General features: G+C 43.0%; 12 protein-coding genes. 5 read left to right on the plus strand and 7 right to left on the minus strand.

The annotated features are described in order from the left end of the window. Positions 1 to 90: 90 nt before the first annotated feature. The 3 genes from GPLA_RS09375 to gnd all read right to left on the minus strand — a co-directional run bounded on the left by GPLA_RS09375 (position 91) and on the right by gnd (position 6,457). Entirely contained in the window at positions 91 to 2,787 is a 2,697-nt protein-coding gene (locus GPLA_RS09375; protein WP_007104645.1) for a TonB-dependent receptor domain-containing protein, read from the minus strand. An 898-nt stretch (positions 2,788 to 3,685) separates the two neighbouring features. Further along, entirely contained in the window at positions 3,686 to 4,492 is an 807-nt protein-coding gene (locus GPLA_RS09385) for a TlpA family protein disulfide reductase (RefSeq protein ID WP_040514281.1), read from the minus strand. A 495-nt stretch (positions 4,493 to 4,987) separates the two neighbouring features. Next, positions 4,988 to 6,457 (minus strand): decarboxylating NADP(+)-dependent phosphogluconate dehydrogenase, encoded by a 1,470-nt coding sequence (gene gnd, locus GPLA_RS09390; protein ID WP_007104647.1) that lies wholly within the window; start codon positions 6,455 to 6,457, stop codon positions 4,988 to 4,990. 473 nt (positions 6,458 to 6,930) lie between these two features. Here gnd and GPLA_RS09395 point away from each other — a divergent pair, with 473 nt between their 5' ends. Further along, a complete protein-coding gene (locus tag GPLA_RS09395; RefSeq protein ID WP_007104649.1) occupies positions 6,931 to 8,166 on the plus strand; it encodes a tyrosine-type recombinase/integrase in 1,236 nt (411 codons plus the stop codon). Positions 8,167 to 8,195: 29 nt separating this feature from the next. Here GPLA_RS09395 and GPLA_RS09400 read toward each other — a convergent pair whose 3' ends face one another. Further along, complete coding sequence (locus GPLA_RS09400) at positions 8,196 to 9,980, minus strand: alpha-amylase family glycosyl hydrolase (protein ID WP_007104650.1); 1,785 nt, start codon at positions 9,978 to 9,980, stop codon at positions 8,196 to 8,198. A gap of 447 nt (positions 9,981 to 10,427) precedes the next feature. Here GPLA_RS09400 and GPLA_RS09405 point away from each other — a divergent pair, with 447 nt between their 5' ends. The 4 genes from GPLA_RS09405 (at position 10,428) to GPLA_RS09415 (ending at position 13,320) form a co-directional block, all read left to right on the plus strand. After that, complete coding sequence (locus GPLA_RS09405) at positions 10,428 to 10,790, plus strand: hypothetical protein (protein ID WP_007104651.1); 363 nt, start codon at positions 10,428 to 10,430, stop codon at positions 10,788 to 10,790. Beyond that, positions 10,780 to 10,941, plus strand: coding sequence for a hypothetical protein (locus GPLA_RS23965; protein WP_226993083.1), 162 nt, complete (start codon positions 10,780 to 10,782; stop codon positions 10,939 to 10,941). The genes GPLA_RS09405 and GPLA_RS23965 overlap by 11 nt, the downstream gene beginning before the upstream one ends. Positions 10,942 to 11,204: 263 nt before the next feature. After that, positions 11,205 to 11,786, plus strand: coding sequence for a hypothetical protein (locus GPLA_RS09410; RefSeq protein ID WP_007104653.1), 582 nt, complete (start codon positions 11,205 to 11,207; stop codon positions 11,784 to 11,786). A gap of 1 nt (position 11,787) precedes the next feature. Next, positions 11,788 to 13,320 carry a PepSY-associated TM helix domain-containing protein gene (locus tag GPLA_RS09415; RefSeq protein WP_007104654.1) on the plus strand — a complete coding sequence of 511 codons (1,533 nt, stop codon included), beginning with the start codon at positions 11,788 to 11,790 and terminating at the stop codon, positions 13,318 to 13,320. A 91-nt stretch (positions 13,321 to 13,411) separates the two neighbouring features. Here the strand turns inward: GPLA_RS09415 and GPLA_RS09420 are convergent, their stop codons facing one another. The 3 genes from GPLA_RS09420 to tmk all read right to left on the minus strand — a co-directional run bounded on the left by GPLA_RS09420 (position 13,412) and on the right by tmk (position 15,780). Continuing rightward, positions 13,412 to 14,179: a TatD family hydrolase gene (locus GPLA_RS09420; RefSeq protein WP_007104655.1), complete on the minus strand. Its 768-nt coding sequence runs from the start codon at positions 14,177 to 14,179 to the stop codon at positions 13,412 to 13,414. Positions 14,180 to 14,253: 74 nt separating this feature from the next. Beyond that, positions 14,254 to 15,150 carry a DNA polymerase III subunit delta' gene (gene holB, locus GPLA_RS09425; protein ID WP_007104656.1) on the minus strand — a complete coding sequence of 299 codons (897 nt, stop codon included), beginning with the start codon at positions 15,148 to 15,150 and terminating at the stop codon, positions 14,254 to 14,256. Beyond that, positions 15,151 to 15,780, minus strand: a complete 630-nt coding sequence (tmk, locus tag GPLA_RS09430) for a dTMP kinase (protein WP_007104657.1) — start codon at positions 15,778 to 15,780, stop codon at positions 15,151 to 15,153. Between the last annotated feature and the right edge of the window lie 4 nt (positions 15,781 to 15,784).

Here is a 15,784-nt window from a genome sequence, read left to right on the forward strand (position 1 = left end):
GCTTAAAAATGTCCGATGACAGTTAGCATCGGACATTTACCTAATAAGGCTGACTAATCAGCCTTATTAGGTATACGGTTAAGGGCGTGCTTAGAATGTGTAAGCGGCTCTAACGTATACTAAACGACCACGAGGATCATGATGTTTTGGATCATAGCTGAAGTTAGCAGCATCATAAACTTCCGGTGGAGCTTCATCAAACATGTTTATTACCCCAAAGGTAACTTCCGCTTGATCATCGCCCAGTTCTGCAAGATACCGATACTGCATATCGACAGTCATAAAGGCGTCTATTTTATCTGTTAAGCCAGTTGAGGCTGGTACGACACGCGTATTAGTATAACTGGACACATAATTCAGTCGAGCATAAACACTGTGTTGATCATTTTTCCATTGGGCGGATAAATTACCCTTAGTTTCAGGCATGGAGCGCGCGAAATTGTTATGGTTGAATAAACCTGACACATCGGTTTTTACCCCGTTGATAGGGATGTCATAATTGAGAATGTGCGCAACATTTGCTTTTAATTCGACTTCTCCACTATCTAGTCCCCAGCTGTAGGCCGCTTCGAAATCAATCCCGCTGGCGTCTATGGTCTCGGCATTAAAATAATTGGTGATGATCCCAGTTAATTCGCTAGTTGGATCCCCTGGTACTAAACGCACTATGTCCGCTCCATCAGGATCCGCCAATAACTTACCATTAGCGTCTTCTAACGTGATCACGTCTTTGTAATCAACTTGCCAAAAATCTAAGCGCGTTTGCAGTGAGTTGCTATTCCATACCAGCCCAACGTTATAGTTGGTTGCCTGCTCTGGCTCAAGTGTCAGGCTGCCGTTTTGTGTCTCGCGGATAAACAGTGTGCCGCCTCGTGGAGCGGGTTTACCATTACTGTCTAAAATAAAATTACCTTCGGCGTCCAGAATGAAATCCTGTACCCCTTTGGTATTCACATTTTGCGCATGAAATTGTGCCAATGACGGCTCTCTGAAGGATGTACTGACTGAAGCTCGCACTATAAAGTGTTCCGCGGCCTTATAACGCAAGGACAACTTGGGATCTAAACTATTCGCGCTATCTAAAACTTCATAACGTAATGCGCCATTGAGATCGAGTCCTTCAGCCAAAGGGATTTCGGTTTCAGCAAACACGGCGTATGTAGACCGAGACTCATCTACGCTATTCACACCACCTAAAAATAGAAAGTCATTGCCAAGAGGATTGCCCTGAGCATCGTAGTTTAAAGTAGAAACGTCATCGGGATCGACTTCATAGCTTTCACTGCGGATTTGGCTACCTACCGCAAAACTAGCAGTGCCTGCATCCGTTGAGAACCAATCACCGTTTATAACGCCGTCCCACACAATCAATCCTGTGGTGGTTTTAGAAGAAAATGCAGTGCTCGCCCAATCACGTATCAGCAGGTTATCTTCGGCTAGTGGGTCAAAAGGGTTATAGAGTAAGTCGCCACTGATCCCTCCTTGTCCCAATGTCGCTAAATCTAATTTAGAGGGTGATAGGTCGGGTTGGGTGATCTCATATTCATTGGTGCTATAAGCTAACGATGTTAACCAACCCCACTCATTACTAAAATCACCATTCAAGCTACCTTCAACTCTAAATGTATTGTTAGCCCTAGGCGCGGGTAGGGTAGTTTCCCTTGCCAACAAAGGATAGGGCCTTCCCAACCAAACTACCCCTTGTTCAAATGGATTATTAGGATGGCTAGCGGGAATAGTGGGAAAGGTCAAATTTGGGTATGAAGGTACAGTGTAGTTATCTAATACATCATAATCTGTATACATGGATGTTAGCTTAAAGGTCATGCTCTCTAGCTCACTAGACATGCCAAAATAAAGTTGCTCACGTTCTTCTTCATTAACCACGTTGTAATGCAAACCATATTGATATCCACAACGTTCACCATTGACTTGAGCTAATCTAATACCGCCAACAGCTTCGCAATTGGGGTTTGCGACGTTTTCACCAGCCGTGTAAGTACCAGCATAGGGACCGGATTCTACCGTCACTGGGTTAGGTACGATAAAACTTGTACCTAAGCTACTGATGGCGCGGTTTACCAGCTCTGGTCGCTCGCGAGAATTTAACGTACCACGACGAAGCATGGTACCGGCAAGAACCATGTGGGTATCGTTATTGACATCTATGCCGCCAATAAAGCTAAGGTTGAGGTCTTTTTGGCTGTCATTGGTCGTAGTTTGCCAAGAGCCTTCCACTTTAAAGCCGTCAAAACTGGTGCGTGTAACGAAGTTGACCACGCCGGCGACGGCATCTGAACCGTAAGTTGCGGCAGCACCTTCTTTAAGAATATCAACCCGTTGCAGTGCAATAGCGGGGATCGAGCCCGTGTCGACAAATACGCTGCCGTCCTGCGCTTTAGCACCGCTGATGGTTTGTCTTTTTCCGTTTATCAAAACAAGAGTGGATGACAAGCCAAGGCCTCTTAAATTGACATTAGATGTACCTTGGCTGTAAAAACTAGTGAACGTATCAGGGCGGTTTTCTGCACCACTACTGACAGAAATCTGACTGACGATGTCATTTATATCAGCTCCCCCTAGGTTCTTAATATCATTGGCGTCAAAGATAGAAACTGGATTCGCCTTGGCAGTATCTGAGCCTTTCACATAGCTACCAGTAATGCGTATTTGTTCAAAATCTTGCGCGTTTTTGTCAGTGTTGACTTGTTGTGCCATTGCCGCTGGCAGTGCGCTGGCTACGACTAATGCGATTAGCCTTTTTTTAAAGCGTGTGTTTCTTTGCATTGTGCACTTCTCCTATATTATTGTTTTTGTTATCTAGGCTTAGTCCTGTTGCTTTTGCGGTACTTCACCTCATTGCTTGAATGTTTGAGAATAGTAAGCGGAGATGAGCTTAAGGGGCATTCCGCTACTAAACAAAGTATTTTAGATAGTGCTTTAGTACAGAGCAGCCTTACAGACCAATATAATCAGGGGGGCGGGCAATTTATGAACACAGGAAGAGAGTATAAAAAGGGTCATTTTTAATTTGTAAATACACAGTTTTCGTCAATCAATACGTTTTTGTCATAGCAAGATTGTGGACTTTCCATACTTTACTAGACACTTTTAACGGTGACAATGTCACTTCAAACAGAGATGTTTATGAATAAAGGCGTACGATCCGCCCAAGCCATTTCAATAACGCGTGAAGTATCAGGCCCCAGTGACTTTTCCTAATTCAAGCTTCATCAAGCCATTTAAGTATCTGAGCGATATGCTTATAGGTAACAATCTAAACCCCAAGAACGTTTACGTTAAATATGAAGGCAGGATGATAATATTTAGATATGCAGTCGTTGAAGGGCAATTGATAGTTCCTCAGCAAGATAAGCAGAGGTAATAATTCATCAATATAGTTAATTTAACATAATATACATTATACGAATATTAGTATTATTATCTGTGTGGGCATTTGAGCTCATTTGAAGCTCACTATTACTTTCTATAACTTTTAGGGACTCACAGTGTTTTGGAATCGGCTTTCAAACTCGGTCAATTCACAGTAACGCTAGTGACTTCTAGCTGTCCGATTGTGTTCTAATAAAAGTGTTCTAATAAAAGCGTTCTAATAAATTAGTCTCGTGATATGAAAATTCTTCTTGTTTTCGAATAGCACTTAAAACTTGTTTTACCGATAACGCTAATTCTCAATAAGTTCTTCTATGGCAGCTTGCAAGCTTGCTGGCGAAACCTCACCAAAATGGCTCGACACCATATTACCGTGTTTGTCATAAAACAATGTCATGGGTAACCCGTGAGCGCCCATCATTGTGGCTACATCACCTTGCGTATCTAATAACACGTAGTTAAACGTTAGGTGCATTTGCGCTAAAAATTGATTCACCGTTGCTGCTGGTTCTCGTTGATTTAACATAATAAATTCAACCTCAGGAAAACGTTCTTCTGCCTGTGAAAATACCGGCATTTCACGTCTACATGGGCCGCACCAAGACGCCCAAAGATTAACGATAGTTACATTTTGACTGGCAACATGATGTAAGTTAACGCTACTACCTTGGGGGGTTGAAAAGTTTAAGTTAGGCAAAGACGATTGCTTGTTACCTGCATTGACTATCGCTTGAGTAATGGTAAACAGCAACACAGTCGTTGCCGCTCCGCAAATAAGAATTTTTCGCTGTTGCGGTTTACGTTGCAATTGAATAATGAGAAATATTAGTCCCGCGATAAAACTGGAAAATGCATCGAATCCTCGGTCTCTAATATCAAGAATTTGCCACACAGAGTCGTAGCTTTCAAAGAAGCGCATGACAAACACCAGTCGTCCTACAATCAAGCTGTAGATCACGATACTAACGAGCGAGTCACCTACTGATATACTTTGCTTTCTTCCCAAGATGGCGATGACTATGAGCCCGACAATCAAGCTAAAAAGAAGAATGAGTGGCGATATTGGAAGCGCGAATGAACCTATGGAAATGGATGTCAAATGCAGGCCTTATCTTAGTGTTTAGTTAGGTTAAAAGCTTATTCACTGACACAAATAAACCACTGGTTTATTTGTAAAATTAGACGCAAATTAACTAGCAAAAGCTTATTTCCATCGTTAAAAAAGTCATATTATCATCTTTGTGCCAATTATCGCTACGACAGTGTGTTTTCGGTATATAGGCTATTGGTCGATAGCGTTGGCGTATATCACAGACGACTCATACCCATATAATTAGCGTTATACGGCTATATGAACGACTCAGAATAATGAGCACAATTTTTTTATCTGTGTTTTTTAATGAGTATGCAGTGCGATTAATTGGGTAAATACTTATGCGGGGTTGGTTGTTGGGGCCGTGTCATCTGTTTTGACAGCGACTAAATATAACTTGGTAGCCAATGAATCCTGTGAACGGAGTTTGTAATATTATGATTAAACAAAGTTTAAGGGCAGTTTGTCCCCTGCCCTTAAACCCATATCAATAATTAGCGACTAAACGTCGTAAGTGGTTGATGAAGTATCGCCACCTCGACCGGTCCAATTTGTGTGGAAGAATTCCCCTCTTGGTTTGTCGGTACGTTCGTAGGTATGCGCGCCAAAGTAATCACGCTGCGCTTGTAACAAATTAGCGGGTAATCTTGCCGTTCTAAAGCCATCAAAATACGTCAAAGCAGAGCTTAAACATGGGATTGCAATACCGTTAGTTACCGCAGTGCCGACTACTTTTCTCCATCCTGCCTGTGATGATTCAACCGTATCTTTAAAATACGGGGTAAGCAGCAGGTTTTCGAGCTTAGGATCCGCATCGTAGGCTTCTTTTATCTTGCCTAAGAACGCAGAGCGTATGATACAACCACCCCGCCACATCAGCGCAATACCGCCGTAGTTTAATTCCCAATTGAATTCTTTAGCGGCTTCTTGCATCAACATATAACCCTGAGCGTAAGATACAATTTTTGCAGCTAAGACGGCTTGACGAAGGTTTTCGATAAACTCGGCTTTATCCCCATCGAAATGGATTTCAGGTCCAGAAATAACTTTAGAAGCAGCTACGCGCTGTTCTTTCTTCGCTGAAATACAACGAGCGAATACTGAATCGGCAATAAGGGTTAACGGCACACCCAAATCTAAGGCAGTTACGCCTGTCCATTTACCAGTGCCTTTTTGTCCTGCGGTATCAAGGATCTTTTCTACCAATGGTTCGCCGTCTTCATCTTTAAAAGCAAAGATGTCTTTGGTGATATCAATAAGGTAGCTGTCTAATTCAGTGGTGTTCCAATGAGCAAATACTTTTTGGATTTCATCAGCGTTTAAACCAAGTACAACCTTCATTAACTGATAGGCTTCACAAATCAATTGCATGTCGCCGTATTCGATACCGTTGTGCACCATTTTTACAAAGTGACCAGCGCCTGCGTCACCTACCCAATCACAGCAAGGAACGACTTCATTACCATTTTCATCGGCTACTTTGGCAGAAATAGACTGAAAAATGTCTTTAACTAAAGGCCAAGCTTTTTTGGAACCGCCAAGCATGATTGAAGGGCCTTTTAATGCTCCTTCTTCACCACCAGATACGCCGGTGCCGATATATAATAAACCTTTGCTTTCTAAATACTCGGTTCTGCGGTTTGAATCAGGAAAATGAGTATTTCCCCCGTCAATTATAATGTCACCTTGATCAAGAAAAGGAATGAGCTGCTCGATGAAGTCATCTACCGCCTGCCCTGCTTTTACCATCAACATCACTTTACGTGGTGTTGCTAATGACTCCACCAATGTTTTTACACTGTCGGCACCGCGGATATTTTTTCCTTTAGCGCGGCCTTCGATGAATTTTTCAACTTTTGAATAACTTCTGTTATAGGCTGTTACCGTGAACCCTTTTGATTCCATGTTAAGGATCAAATTCTCACCCATTACGGCTAAACCGACTAAACCGATATCCGACTTGCTTTTCATTTAACATTCCTTAATAACGTGTACTGAGTAAAAATAACCCACGTCCTTTATTTGATAAAAAGGCGCACGGCTAATTAATCTAATTAGGTACGAATCACTGTTTGTTTATTGGGGGCTAAAGGCGAATTTATCAAGGCTAAACTACCTTATTCAAGGTAAATGCCGTTGTCACTATTAACCGTGTAAACCTGACAAAAATTTAATCATTGAATTGGATACTCAAGCCCTTATTCGCAGCAGGGTGATGCCAGCTTATAACAGTATGAGGGCCATCATGGCTTTACGGAGCAGATTATGCCATTTAGTGCTGTTAAGGCGCCAGTTACAAGCGATAAAATATCGTTAATTATTAACGTCAGGGCACTTTGTTTTCGTATTTTTCGGGATTAACAGGTAAAAAGATAGATAAATACTTATAACTGTATAAACACACAGTTATAATAAAAGCCACTATTCTCAAATTAACGAATTCCATGTCTGTCGAGTTTATGCCTTTATTCCCCCATGCTGACCAGCTTGACGTGGGCGTTTCATATATTAATCAGCGCGTCATGCAGATTGATAAAACGATCCCGGATGCCGCCTACAGCTATGAGTTAGCCATAGAATATCTAGCGGAAAATAGATTCAATGCAAATAATTTTAAATCTATTCGTAGCGAACTAAATCTATTGTTTAATTGGGCTTGGTGGGTGAAAAAATGTGCAATTTCCCACATAGACCGCGTGCAATTACGTAAATTCGTTGATTTTTGCAATCAGCCTCCGGCACATTTGATTACACATGCGTCGTATCCGTTCTTTATTGAAAACAAAGAAAGTCAGGCCTTAGAACCAAACCCCAAATGGCAGCCATTTGTATTACGAGACGCAACCCGATATGTGCGTAAAACCTCCACGCTAAAAGCCCAGTTGTCTTTATTGAGCGGTTTTTTCTTATTTTTAAGTGATATGGAATACTGTGATAAAAACCCGGCTGCCGTGTTGCTACGTAGGCTTAACGTTAATAATACCCATGTGATTGATTCACCAGAAGAAGATAAAGCATTAAGTGAATTGCAGTGGACAAGCGTGTGGCAGCGGGTAAACCAACTTGCAGAAACACAACCCGAGAAACACCAACGGACAAAATTGTTGTTTGCCTTACTTTATTCGCTTTATCCTAGGGTCTCGGAAATCGCCGCTAGGCCAGGGTATACGCCGATGATGAGTAGTTTCATTCGGCATAGAAGCGGCCAATGGATCTTTAAAATACCTCGTAGTAAAGGCGGTAAAAGCAGAATGATCCCCTGCCCTGAGGCGCTTTTAACATGCTTAGTAAGTTATCGCCGTTACTTAGGATTAGCGGATTTACCTGAACCTGATGAACAGACGCCCCTATTTGTGCGTCACAAGGCCGGTACACATGGTCGAGAAGCTGGCATTTTACATGCTCAGCTTGGGATTGAGGCAATACGTACCATTGTACGTACCGTATTTGATAGCACCGCTGATTTACTGGCAATTACTCATCCCCATGAAGCACTAGAACTACGTGAGTTTAGTGTTCATTCCCTGCGCCATACCGGGATCACCACTTCAATTGCAGCAGGTACGCCATTGCAGGTCGTGATGAAGAATGCGGGACACGCTGATTTATCAACATTATCTGTGTATATATCTACGGATATACAACAACAGGCTGCGGCGACGGTTCCTCGTGCTTTATAGGTTTAGCGGCATGGCTGGGCTTAAGATGTTTACATCAGGCGCTCGAATATCAGTATTTGATATTCACCGATATTAATTTTACCGCACTTGTTGTCACCTGTTTGGGTAAACGCGAACTCATTAGGCTCAATATAGCCATTGTGCCAATTAAAAACGCACTTCCATTGTTGATTATCAAAATCTGGAATTAGGTAATTATCGAAACGTTGATTTTTAAAGTTGATGATCACTAATACTGATGGACTCGTCCCTGGTGCTTTGTCGTCGTCATCATCTCTTATGTTTTTACGCTCGTAAGCCAATACTTTGTTAGCGTGATCCATATGTAGGATAGATACGTTTTCGCCTTGCAAGCTGATACTGTTTTTACGTAATGAAATGAGCGTTTTATAAGCTTGATTCAATTGTGGGAATTTATCAAGACGCGACCAATCAATAGGATCTTTATCGTCGAACCACAGATCCTCTAATAGCTCCTGACCTTGAAATAACATTGGAATACCGGGTGCCGTTAGAGTGAGAACCACGCCAATTACCGAACGCTGTCGCGCAAAATAGTCTTTATCTACGTTGCCTGGTGCTATCTCCTCGGCTAATCGGGCACTGCCGTTTGCGACCTCATCATGGGATTCGACATATATCACTCGGCTAAACGCATTGCTTGAATAACAGCGGGTTAACGCTTTCGACACCAGGTTAAGATCTCTATCGTCATCATTGGGCTGCGTGAGCACGTTTCTAATTGGGTGCACAAAATCAGCATCCCATTGGGCGGTATAACCTAAGCCGTTATGTTCATGGTGATCAGTGACAAAATCATTGCCATGCAGATCCTCTGCTACCACCAATTTATGTGGGTAACGGTTTTTGATTTCAGCGTTAATCCAGCGCAACAGTCCGTATGCCTCTTTAATGCAATCCTTTGGATCTTCAGTGCCTGACACCGAGCGCATATATGGGATCATATCCATGCGTAAGCCATCCAGTTTAAACTCTTCTAACCACATCATGGCATTGTCAAAGATATATTGGCGCACTTGAGGCCGGCCATAATCAGGTCGGGTGTCTCCCCAAGGGGTGTCGCTGCGCCAGTCGTTGTAAAAATAGATGCCGCCCTTTTCATTTTCGGACCAACCATCGAATTGCCAAAGGTGCAAATCGCTTGGACCAAAATGGTTGTATACCACGTCCAATATCACTCCGATATTCCGGGCATGGGCTTCTCTAACTAAGTCCTTTAACCCGTTTGGACCACCATAGGCTTCTTCGACCGCAAAGGGATAGGCTGGGTTATAGCCCCAACTAAAATCACCAGCAAATTCATTTACCGGCATGACTTCAATACAGTTCACTCCTAGTTCACTAAGATAATCTAGCTTTTCAATGGCGCTGCGAAATGTACCCGGTTTATTGGCAGTATTATAAGTACAATTAAACGTCCCTATATGCAGTTCATAAATAACCAGTGCTTCGACATTAGCAAGCATGAATTCTGACTTTGGCCAAATATAGTCGTCATCGTAAACGACAGATGTGCCAGCACTGTTAGTTAACAGTCGTCCTCTTGGATCGTTGCGTTTTAAAATATCACCCGACTCGGTGGTGATACTAAACTGATATTGCTGATTATTTTTAAGCTCTGGCGCACAGCCATACCATACACCATCGTTGTCTTTCGACAGATTTACCCCTTCGTTACTCCAACCATCAAACTCTCCACGGATTGCCACATTAGTCGCGTTAGGAGCCCATAATCGCACCCTATAACCAGGTTCTGTTTTGAATAATCCCAATGGCTCATGTTTGTTTGTCATATTTTTCTCATCTGAAATAGCAGTGATAGACCACACAATAAGCGTATAACGCGCCAACTTGTCTGAATTTAATGGGTGAACTTGCCACTTTTGGTATAAAAGCCTAACTCGCGGCTGTTGCAGTCTGTATAGCTGACTGAGAATAACGCCAGCACCAGTATGCGTACGTCTTATCCTTAACCCGGATTTACCATAAGGCGCAATATTTATCGATGAGTGGGTAATATTTTCCGGTTTGAAGTTTTGTCATCAGTGATCCGCAGTTGTCATTTTCAGCATATCGCATCTGTGCAGGCAACTTGCACCACTGTATACAGGCATGTGCTGGGCAATACGTATCATCACTTTGCGTCAAGCGAAGATTCAGGTATGGGTTTTGCATTTTCACTTCTAACTAGCATGGTCAGTTGATGTTCATCACATCGACGAACACGATAGAGGCAAGATATGAGTAATGAAATTAGAGGTAAAGTCAGTGCGACTTATTCAAATGAGTTTACGGCTAAAACAGCGTTGGATGCGGTAAAAACGCGTTCGGGCATAGATACTCATGATATTTTTCTCGTCGCTCCCCACGATAACGAGTTTGACAACAGTTTGGAAAGCGATGACAAACAAGTTGGATTTTTCATGCTCAAGACGCATTTATTATCCGCCACAATTGGTGTCATTCTAGGCTTAATCAGTGCTGGAGTATTAGCTTTTTACGGTCCGGCTTATACGCAAAGCAGCCCAGTGCTAACGGCGATTGCGTTATCGATACTGGGTTTTTTTGTTGGGCCTACTGATCGCCGGTTTAGTGTCTCTTAGGCCCGACCAAGATGCCGTAGTCAATCAAACTCGCGACGATAGCCAAGAGGGAAATTGGGTGGTGGTGGTCAATAGCCCATCCCATGAAAAAACGCAGTTAGCTTATGACGTATTGAGCGAAACATCCGACTCAGTAACCTCAAGTTATTAATACGATAGAGTGCTTATGGTTGTCTTCTTCGGCCGGTATGCATCTTAGAAATAACTGAAAACGTTTTGGTCTGATCACGTACAGGGGTTTAAAGGTAAGCATGTGCCGCGACTCGGTATCACCACTAACTTCCCTGCCTTAAAGGTTAAATTACCACTTGTTTCACACGTTAATGTTTAGGATGAATCAAAGATAAATTGCAAATAGTAATCATTATCATTAATATGCGTTAGATTTGTCACTTTCTTCAGGGAAGATCTTCAATGTTTTTGTCTTTCATGGCTGGCGCCAGTGCGCTGATGGCTATGCTGTTGCTGTTTTTTTGCTGGCAATTTCAACCTAAATTTAAATCGATTATCCTGTTGTTTTGCTGGCTAATCATTCTCGTTTCACCTTGGCTGTGGCACGACGGATCTGTCGAGTTGGCGGTTGTCTACGTAGCGCTGACGGTATGCAGCTGTGCATGGCTACTCAGTATTAAGTCAACACTTAAGTCAAAAGCAAGTGTACTTAAAAAAGGCTCAACACAAGGCGCTGTCTCTTATCGCCGAACCACAGTACTTAAAGGCAAACCTGTTTATAAGGTGCGTAATCTAAGCAAGCATGTCGTCAATTTGCTATTAGTCCTGCCATTTGCAGGTGTAGGTGCAATGTTGGTCAGTATGAGCCTGTTTGGGTTTATCGGGATAGATACGGTGAATGTTATGGCACTTAGTGCTCTGACTATGCCCCTATTATGGGGAGTATTTGGTTTTTGGACCATTTCATCTAGGCGTAAAGCAAAACCCATAGTGTTACTGAGTATGCTTGCTGGTATCAGCGCCCTTTCTTTATTTTGGTCTTAATATGTTAACTATTTCTCCTCGTATCAGCCGCCAATCATTAGCAGGACATGGTTGGCTTGGCTTGCTCAGCGGTGCCTTGATGTACATCATCTGCTTGTCGGGTGCTGTCGCTGTTTTTTATCCAGAATTCGAACGCTGGGAGCAACCTTCCGTTGTCGAATATTCTCAATTAGCCCCAGATGCCTTACAACGTGCTTACGAACAAAGGCTTAGTCAGATCCCTAAAGGTGAGAGTATTCATGATATCACTATGGTACTGCCAACCGATGCATACCCAAGAGGCTATATCAGTGCACAACAACAAAGCCATTTTATTCAACAAGACGGTAGCCTAGACATTCAAAAGTTACACCCATGGAAAGATTTTCTTGTGAACTTGCACATAGAGCTACATTTACCGCCAAGCATTGGTTTAGTGTTGGTGAGTCTATTTGGTGTGTTGTTATGTGGCTTGGTTGTTTCTGGATTTATGGCCCACCGTAGAATTTTTAAAGATGCGTTTAAATTACGTATTCGTGCGCAAAATCAGCATAAACAGCGTGATCTGCATAATCGTCTAAGTGTGTGGGCAGCACCGTTTCACTTGATGATAGGTATCACGGGGGCCTATTTTGGACTTGCGATGATTTTTGCCTATGTATTTTCGTTCGCGTTTTATGAAGGTGATAGTAAAGCTCTCATGGCAGATGTATTTTCCAGTGAGCCGGTTTTATCTCAACCGATTCAAACCGCTAATGTGGCCAAAGCCTTGACGAATTTAGCCAGTGTGCTGCAACAGAACATAAATAAGCCGGTGAGCAATGATGGCAATAACGATACCGACAAACAACTAGCATCAAGCGATGGCGTCGACCTAAGTGACTATGCGCCATTTTACGTCACCATTGAAGATGTGGGCACACCGCAACAGTATATTATTATCGGTGTGCGCTACCCTGATCGATTAATTTATGCGGAGCAATATCGCTTTGATAACAATGGGGAGTATATCAATAAAGCGGGTTTTTCCGATGGAGTGGCAGGACGCCAAGGCATTTTTTCAGTATATCGCATTCACTTTGGTCATTTTGGTAACCTAGGTGTTCAAATTGCCTACGTGTTACTTGGTATCGCGCTCAGTATTGTCAGTGTTACGGGTGTAAATATCTGGCTAGAAAAACGCCAGGGCAGAGACTTTATTAATGATGCATGGGTGGCAATAGTATGGGGAATGCCTTTGGCCTTGGCTGTTAGTGCATTCATGCAAATTATGTTTGCGTTTTCTGCTATTGCTATCTTTTGGGGCGTGGTACTGCTGTCTATCGGATGGTCGTTGTATGTAAAAAATGAAAGCGACTGCCGTTATGGGTTAACAAGCCTGACTGGCTTTACATTAGTTGCTTTGATTGTAAGTTATTATGTGCGTTTTTCAGCAAGTGGCATCACGATAACGGCTCATTGGATTAACGGTGCTTGGTTATTCACGGCGGTGGCAATTTGCTATTTTGGTTATAAAAATCGAATCGCTTCTCCCAACGAAACAGCGCCAATTTAGTTGTCACGTCCCAAATGCGTTTAAACATTTGGGACGTGAAGTCAATATTTGTGGGCACCAGTGGGATACGGCGAGTTTGTCATGCGGCCGTTTATTTTTGAATATTAAATAACCGATAAAAATTATCTGTGGTGATACGTGCCAGTTCTTCCACAGGTACACCTTTAAGCTCAGCGATAAATTCACCGACTTCTCGTACATAACCCGGTTGATTTTGTTTGCCCCTATAAGGCACTGGCGCAAGCCAAGGTGAGTCTGTTTCGATCAGTAGCTTTTCTAACGGGATTTTTTTGACCACTTCTTGTAGTGCTTGCGCACTTTTGAAGGTCACTATGCCAGAAATCGAGATATAAAAGCCTAACGCTATAGCGGCTTCTGCCATTTCCCAATCTTCCGTAAAGCAGTGTAAAACGCCTTGGGTATTCGGTGCTTTATGCTGTTTTAGTAGTTCAATTGTGTCTTGGCGAGCATCCCTAGTGTGAATGATCAGCGGCTTGTTAAGCTTATTGGCGACCTTAATATGATCAACAAACGACGTTAACTGAACGTCTTTAGTATCCGCACTATAGAAATAGTCCAAGCCGGTTTCGCCAATAGCCACAATGTTGTCAGAGCTAGCCATTTTAAGAAGTTCGTCATAGGAGCATGCTTCATCCTGATGAAGAGGGTGCACGCCACATGATGCCGACACGTTATTAAACGGCTTTATGGACTCCATCATGGCAGGAAAGTCATTCACTGATACGCACACACATAGGAAGTGTTCTACGCCTCGCTGCTGTGCAAAATGGAGTACCTCAGCAAGCTCTTGCGGGGTTTTATCTAATCGATCAAGATGGCAATGAGAATCTACAAACAAGAAATTTTCCTATTTTAAAAGTTAAAACGTCAGTCTTTTTTGGCAATAAGGGTTTCAACCTAACGGGCTAAGTTCTACTTTACCATTGACTGTAATATGTTGACTAATACCAAAGTTTTATTCACGCCTGGATTACGTAATTGCACGTTAGCACTGACACACAGACTATGCATTTTCCACAGAGATTCAGCGTTAGTCGCATCTTTTTTTAGCTGATCGACTAACCAAATCTGTAACCACTTAACCATGTTGATTGCTTCATCCTGCCACTTAATGGCAAGGTCTGCTGCATCGGCTTGACCGGTTCTTAGCGCGTCAATACTCTGGATCACATCTTGATAGTTAATTTTAGGAGGTGTGTTAAGTCGCTCAATCAACAAAAGCGGTGAAGCACCATACAAGCGCAACATAGCGTCGTCTACGTTTTGATAGCCTTGCTGCTTTAACCAAGCGATACAAGCCTGCTTAGTAGGACTCGCCAACGCGACCTTTTCACAACGACTTAATATGGTGGGTAATAATCGCTCTGCTTGGGCGCTTAACAGCAACAAAAATGTGTTGTTGGTGGGTTCCTCTAGGGTTTTAAGTAAAGCATTGGCACTCGACTCGGTCATGGTGTGCGCGTCATGAATGACCAATACTTTAGCACCGGATAGCTGGGAAGAGCCTGAGAGCTTCTTTATTGCTTCACGTATCGCATCAACCCCAATTTGTTTATCGGAGCGGATTTCGTACAAGTCAGGATGATTACCAGCCCCAAGCAATAAACAAGATTGGCATTGCCCACAAGCCGCATAACCTTGCTCAGGTACGGTTTGTTTATTTGCACATAGGAGAAAGCGTCCTAGTTGTTCGGCAAATTTAGTTTTTCCTATCCCTTTGAATCCCTTTAACAACAGTGCGTGATGTAACCTATTCTGGGATGCACGCTGACACAGTTGATCAAGTGATGCTTGTAGCCAAGAATACATCTACAGCGCCAAAAACTGTTGCATGGCATGTTTAATATCGACATGCACTTGTTCAATAGACTGCATCGTATCGATTATCACGCAATGGGGATCTTGCTCTGCAAGACTAAGATAACGCGCTCGGGTGCGTTCAAAAAACGCTATATCAAGCTGTTCAATACGATCGAGCTCACCGCGCCCTCGTGCGCGTTTCAATCCTTCAGACGGCTCCACATCCAGATACAAGGTAAAGTCAGGACAAAAACCTTTCAGGGTAATATCCCTAAGGGGCTGAATTAATGAGTGGGGAATCTCTCTGCCTCCACCTTGATATGCTTGGGATGACATGTCATGTCGATCGCCTAATACCCATACACCGTCATCAAGCGCGGGGAGGATAACATTATGCAAAAGCTGAGCTCGCGCAGCATACATCAGCAGTAACTCAGCCTCGGTGGTCACGGTTTCGTGTTGCCAATCTTTTTTTACGCACTCACGAATAGCTTCCGCCATGGCCGTTCCGCCTGGCTCTCTGGTGCAGGTTAATTTATGTCCTGCTTGCTCGATACAGGATTTGACTATGCTTACGGCGGTGCTTTTACCGGCGCCTTCTAAGCCTTCAATGACTACAAACTTACCTGCTGGGATCAAAACA

The organism is Paraglaciecola polaris LMG 21857 (genome assembly GCF_000315055.1).
GTDB lineage: Bacteria > Pseudomonadota > Gammaproteobacteria > Enterobacterales > Alteromonadaceae > Paraglaciecola > Paraglaciecola polaris.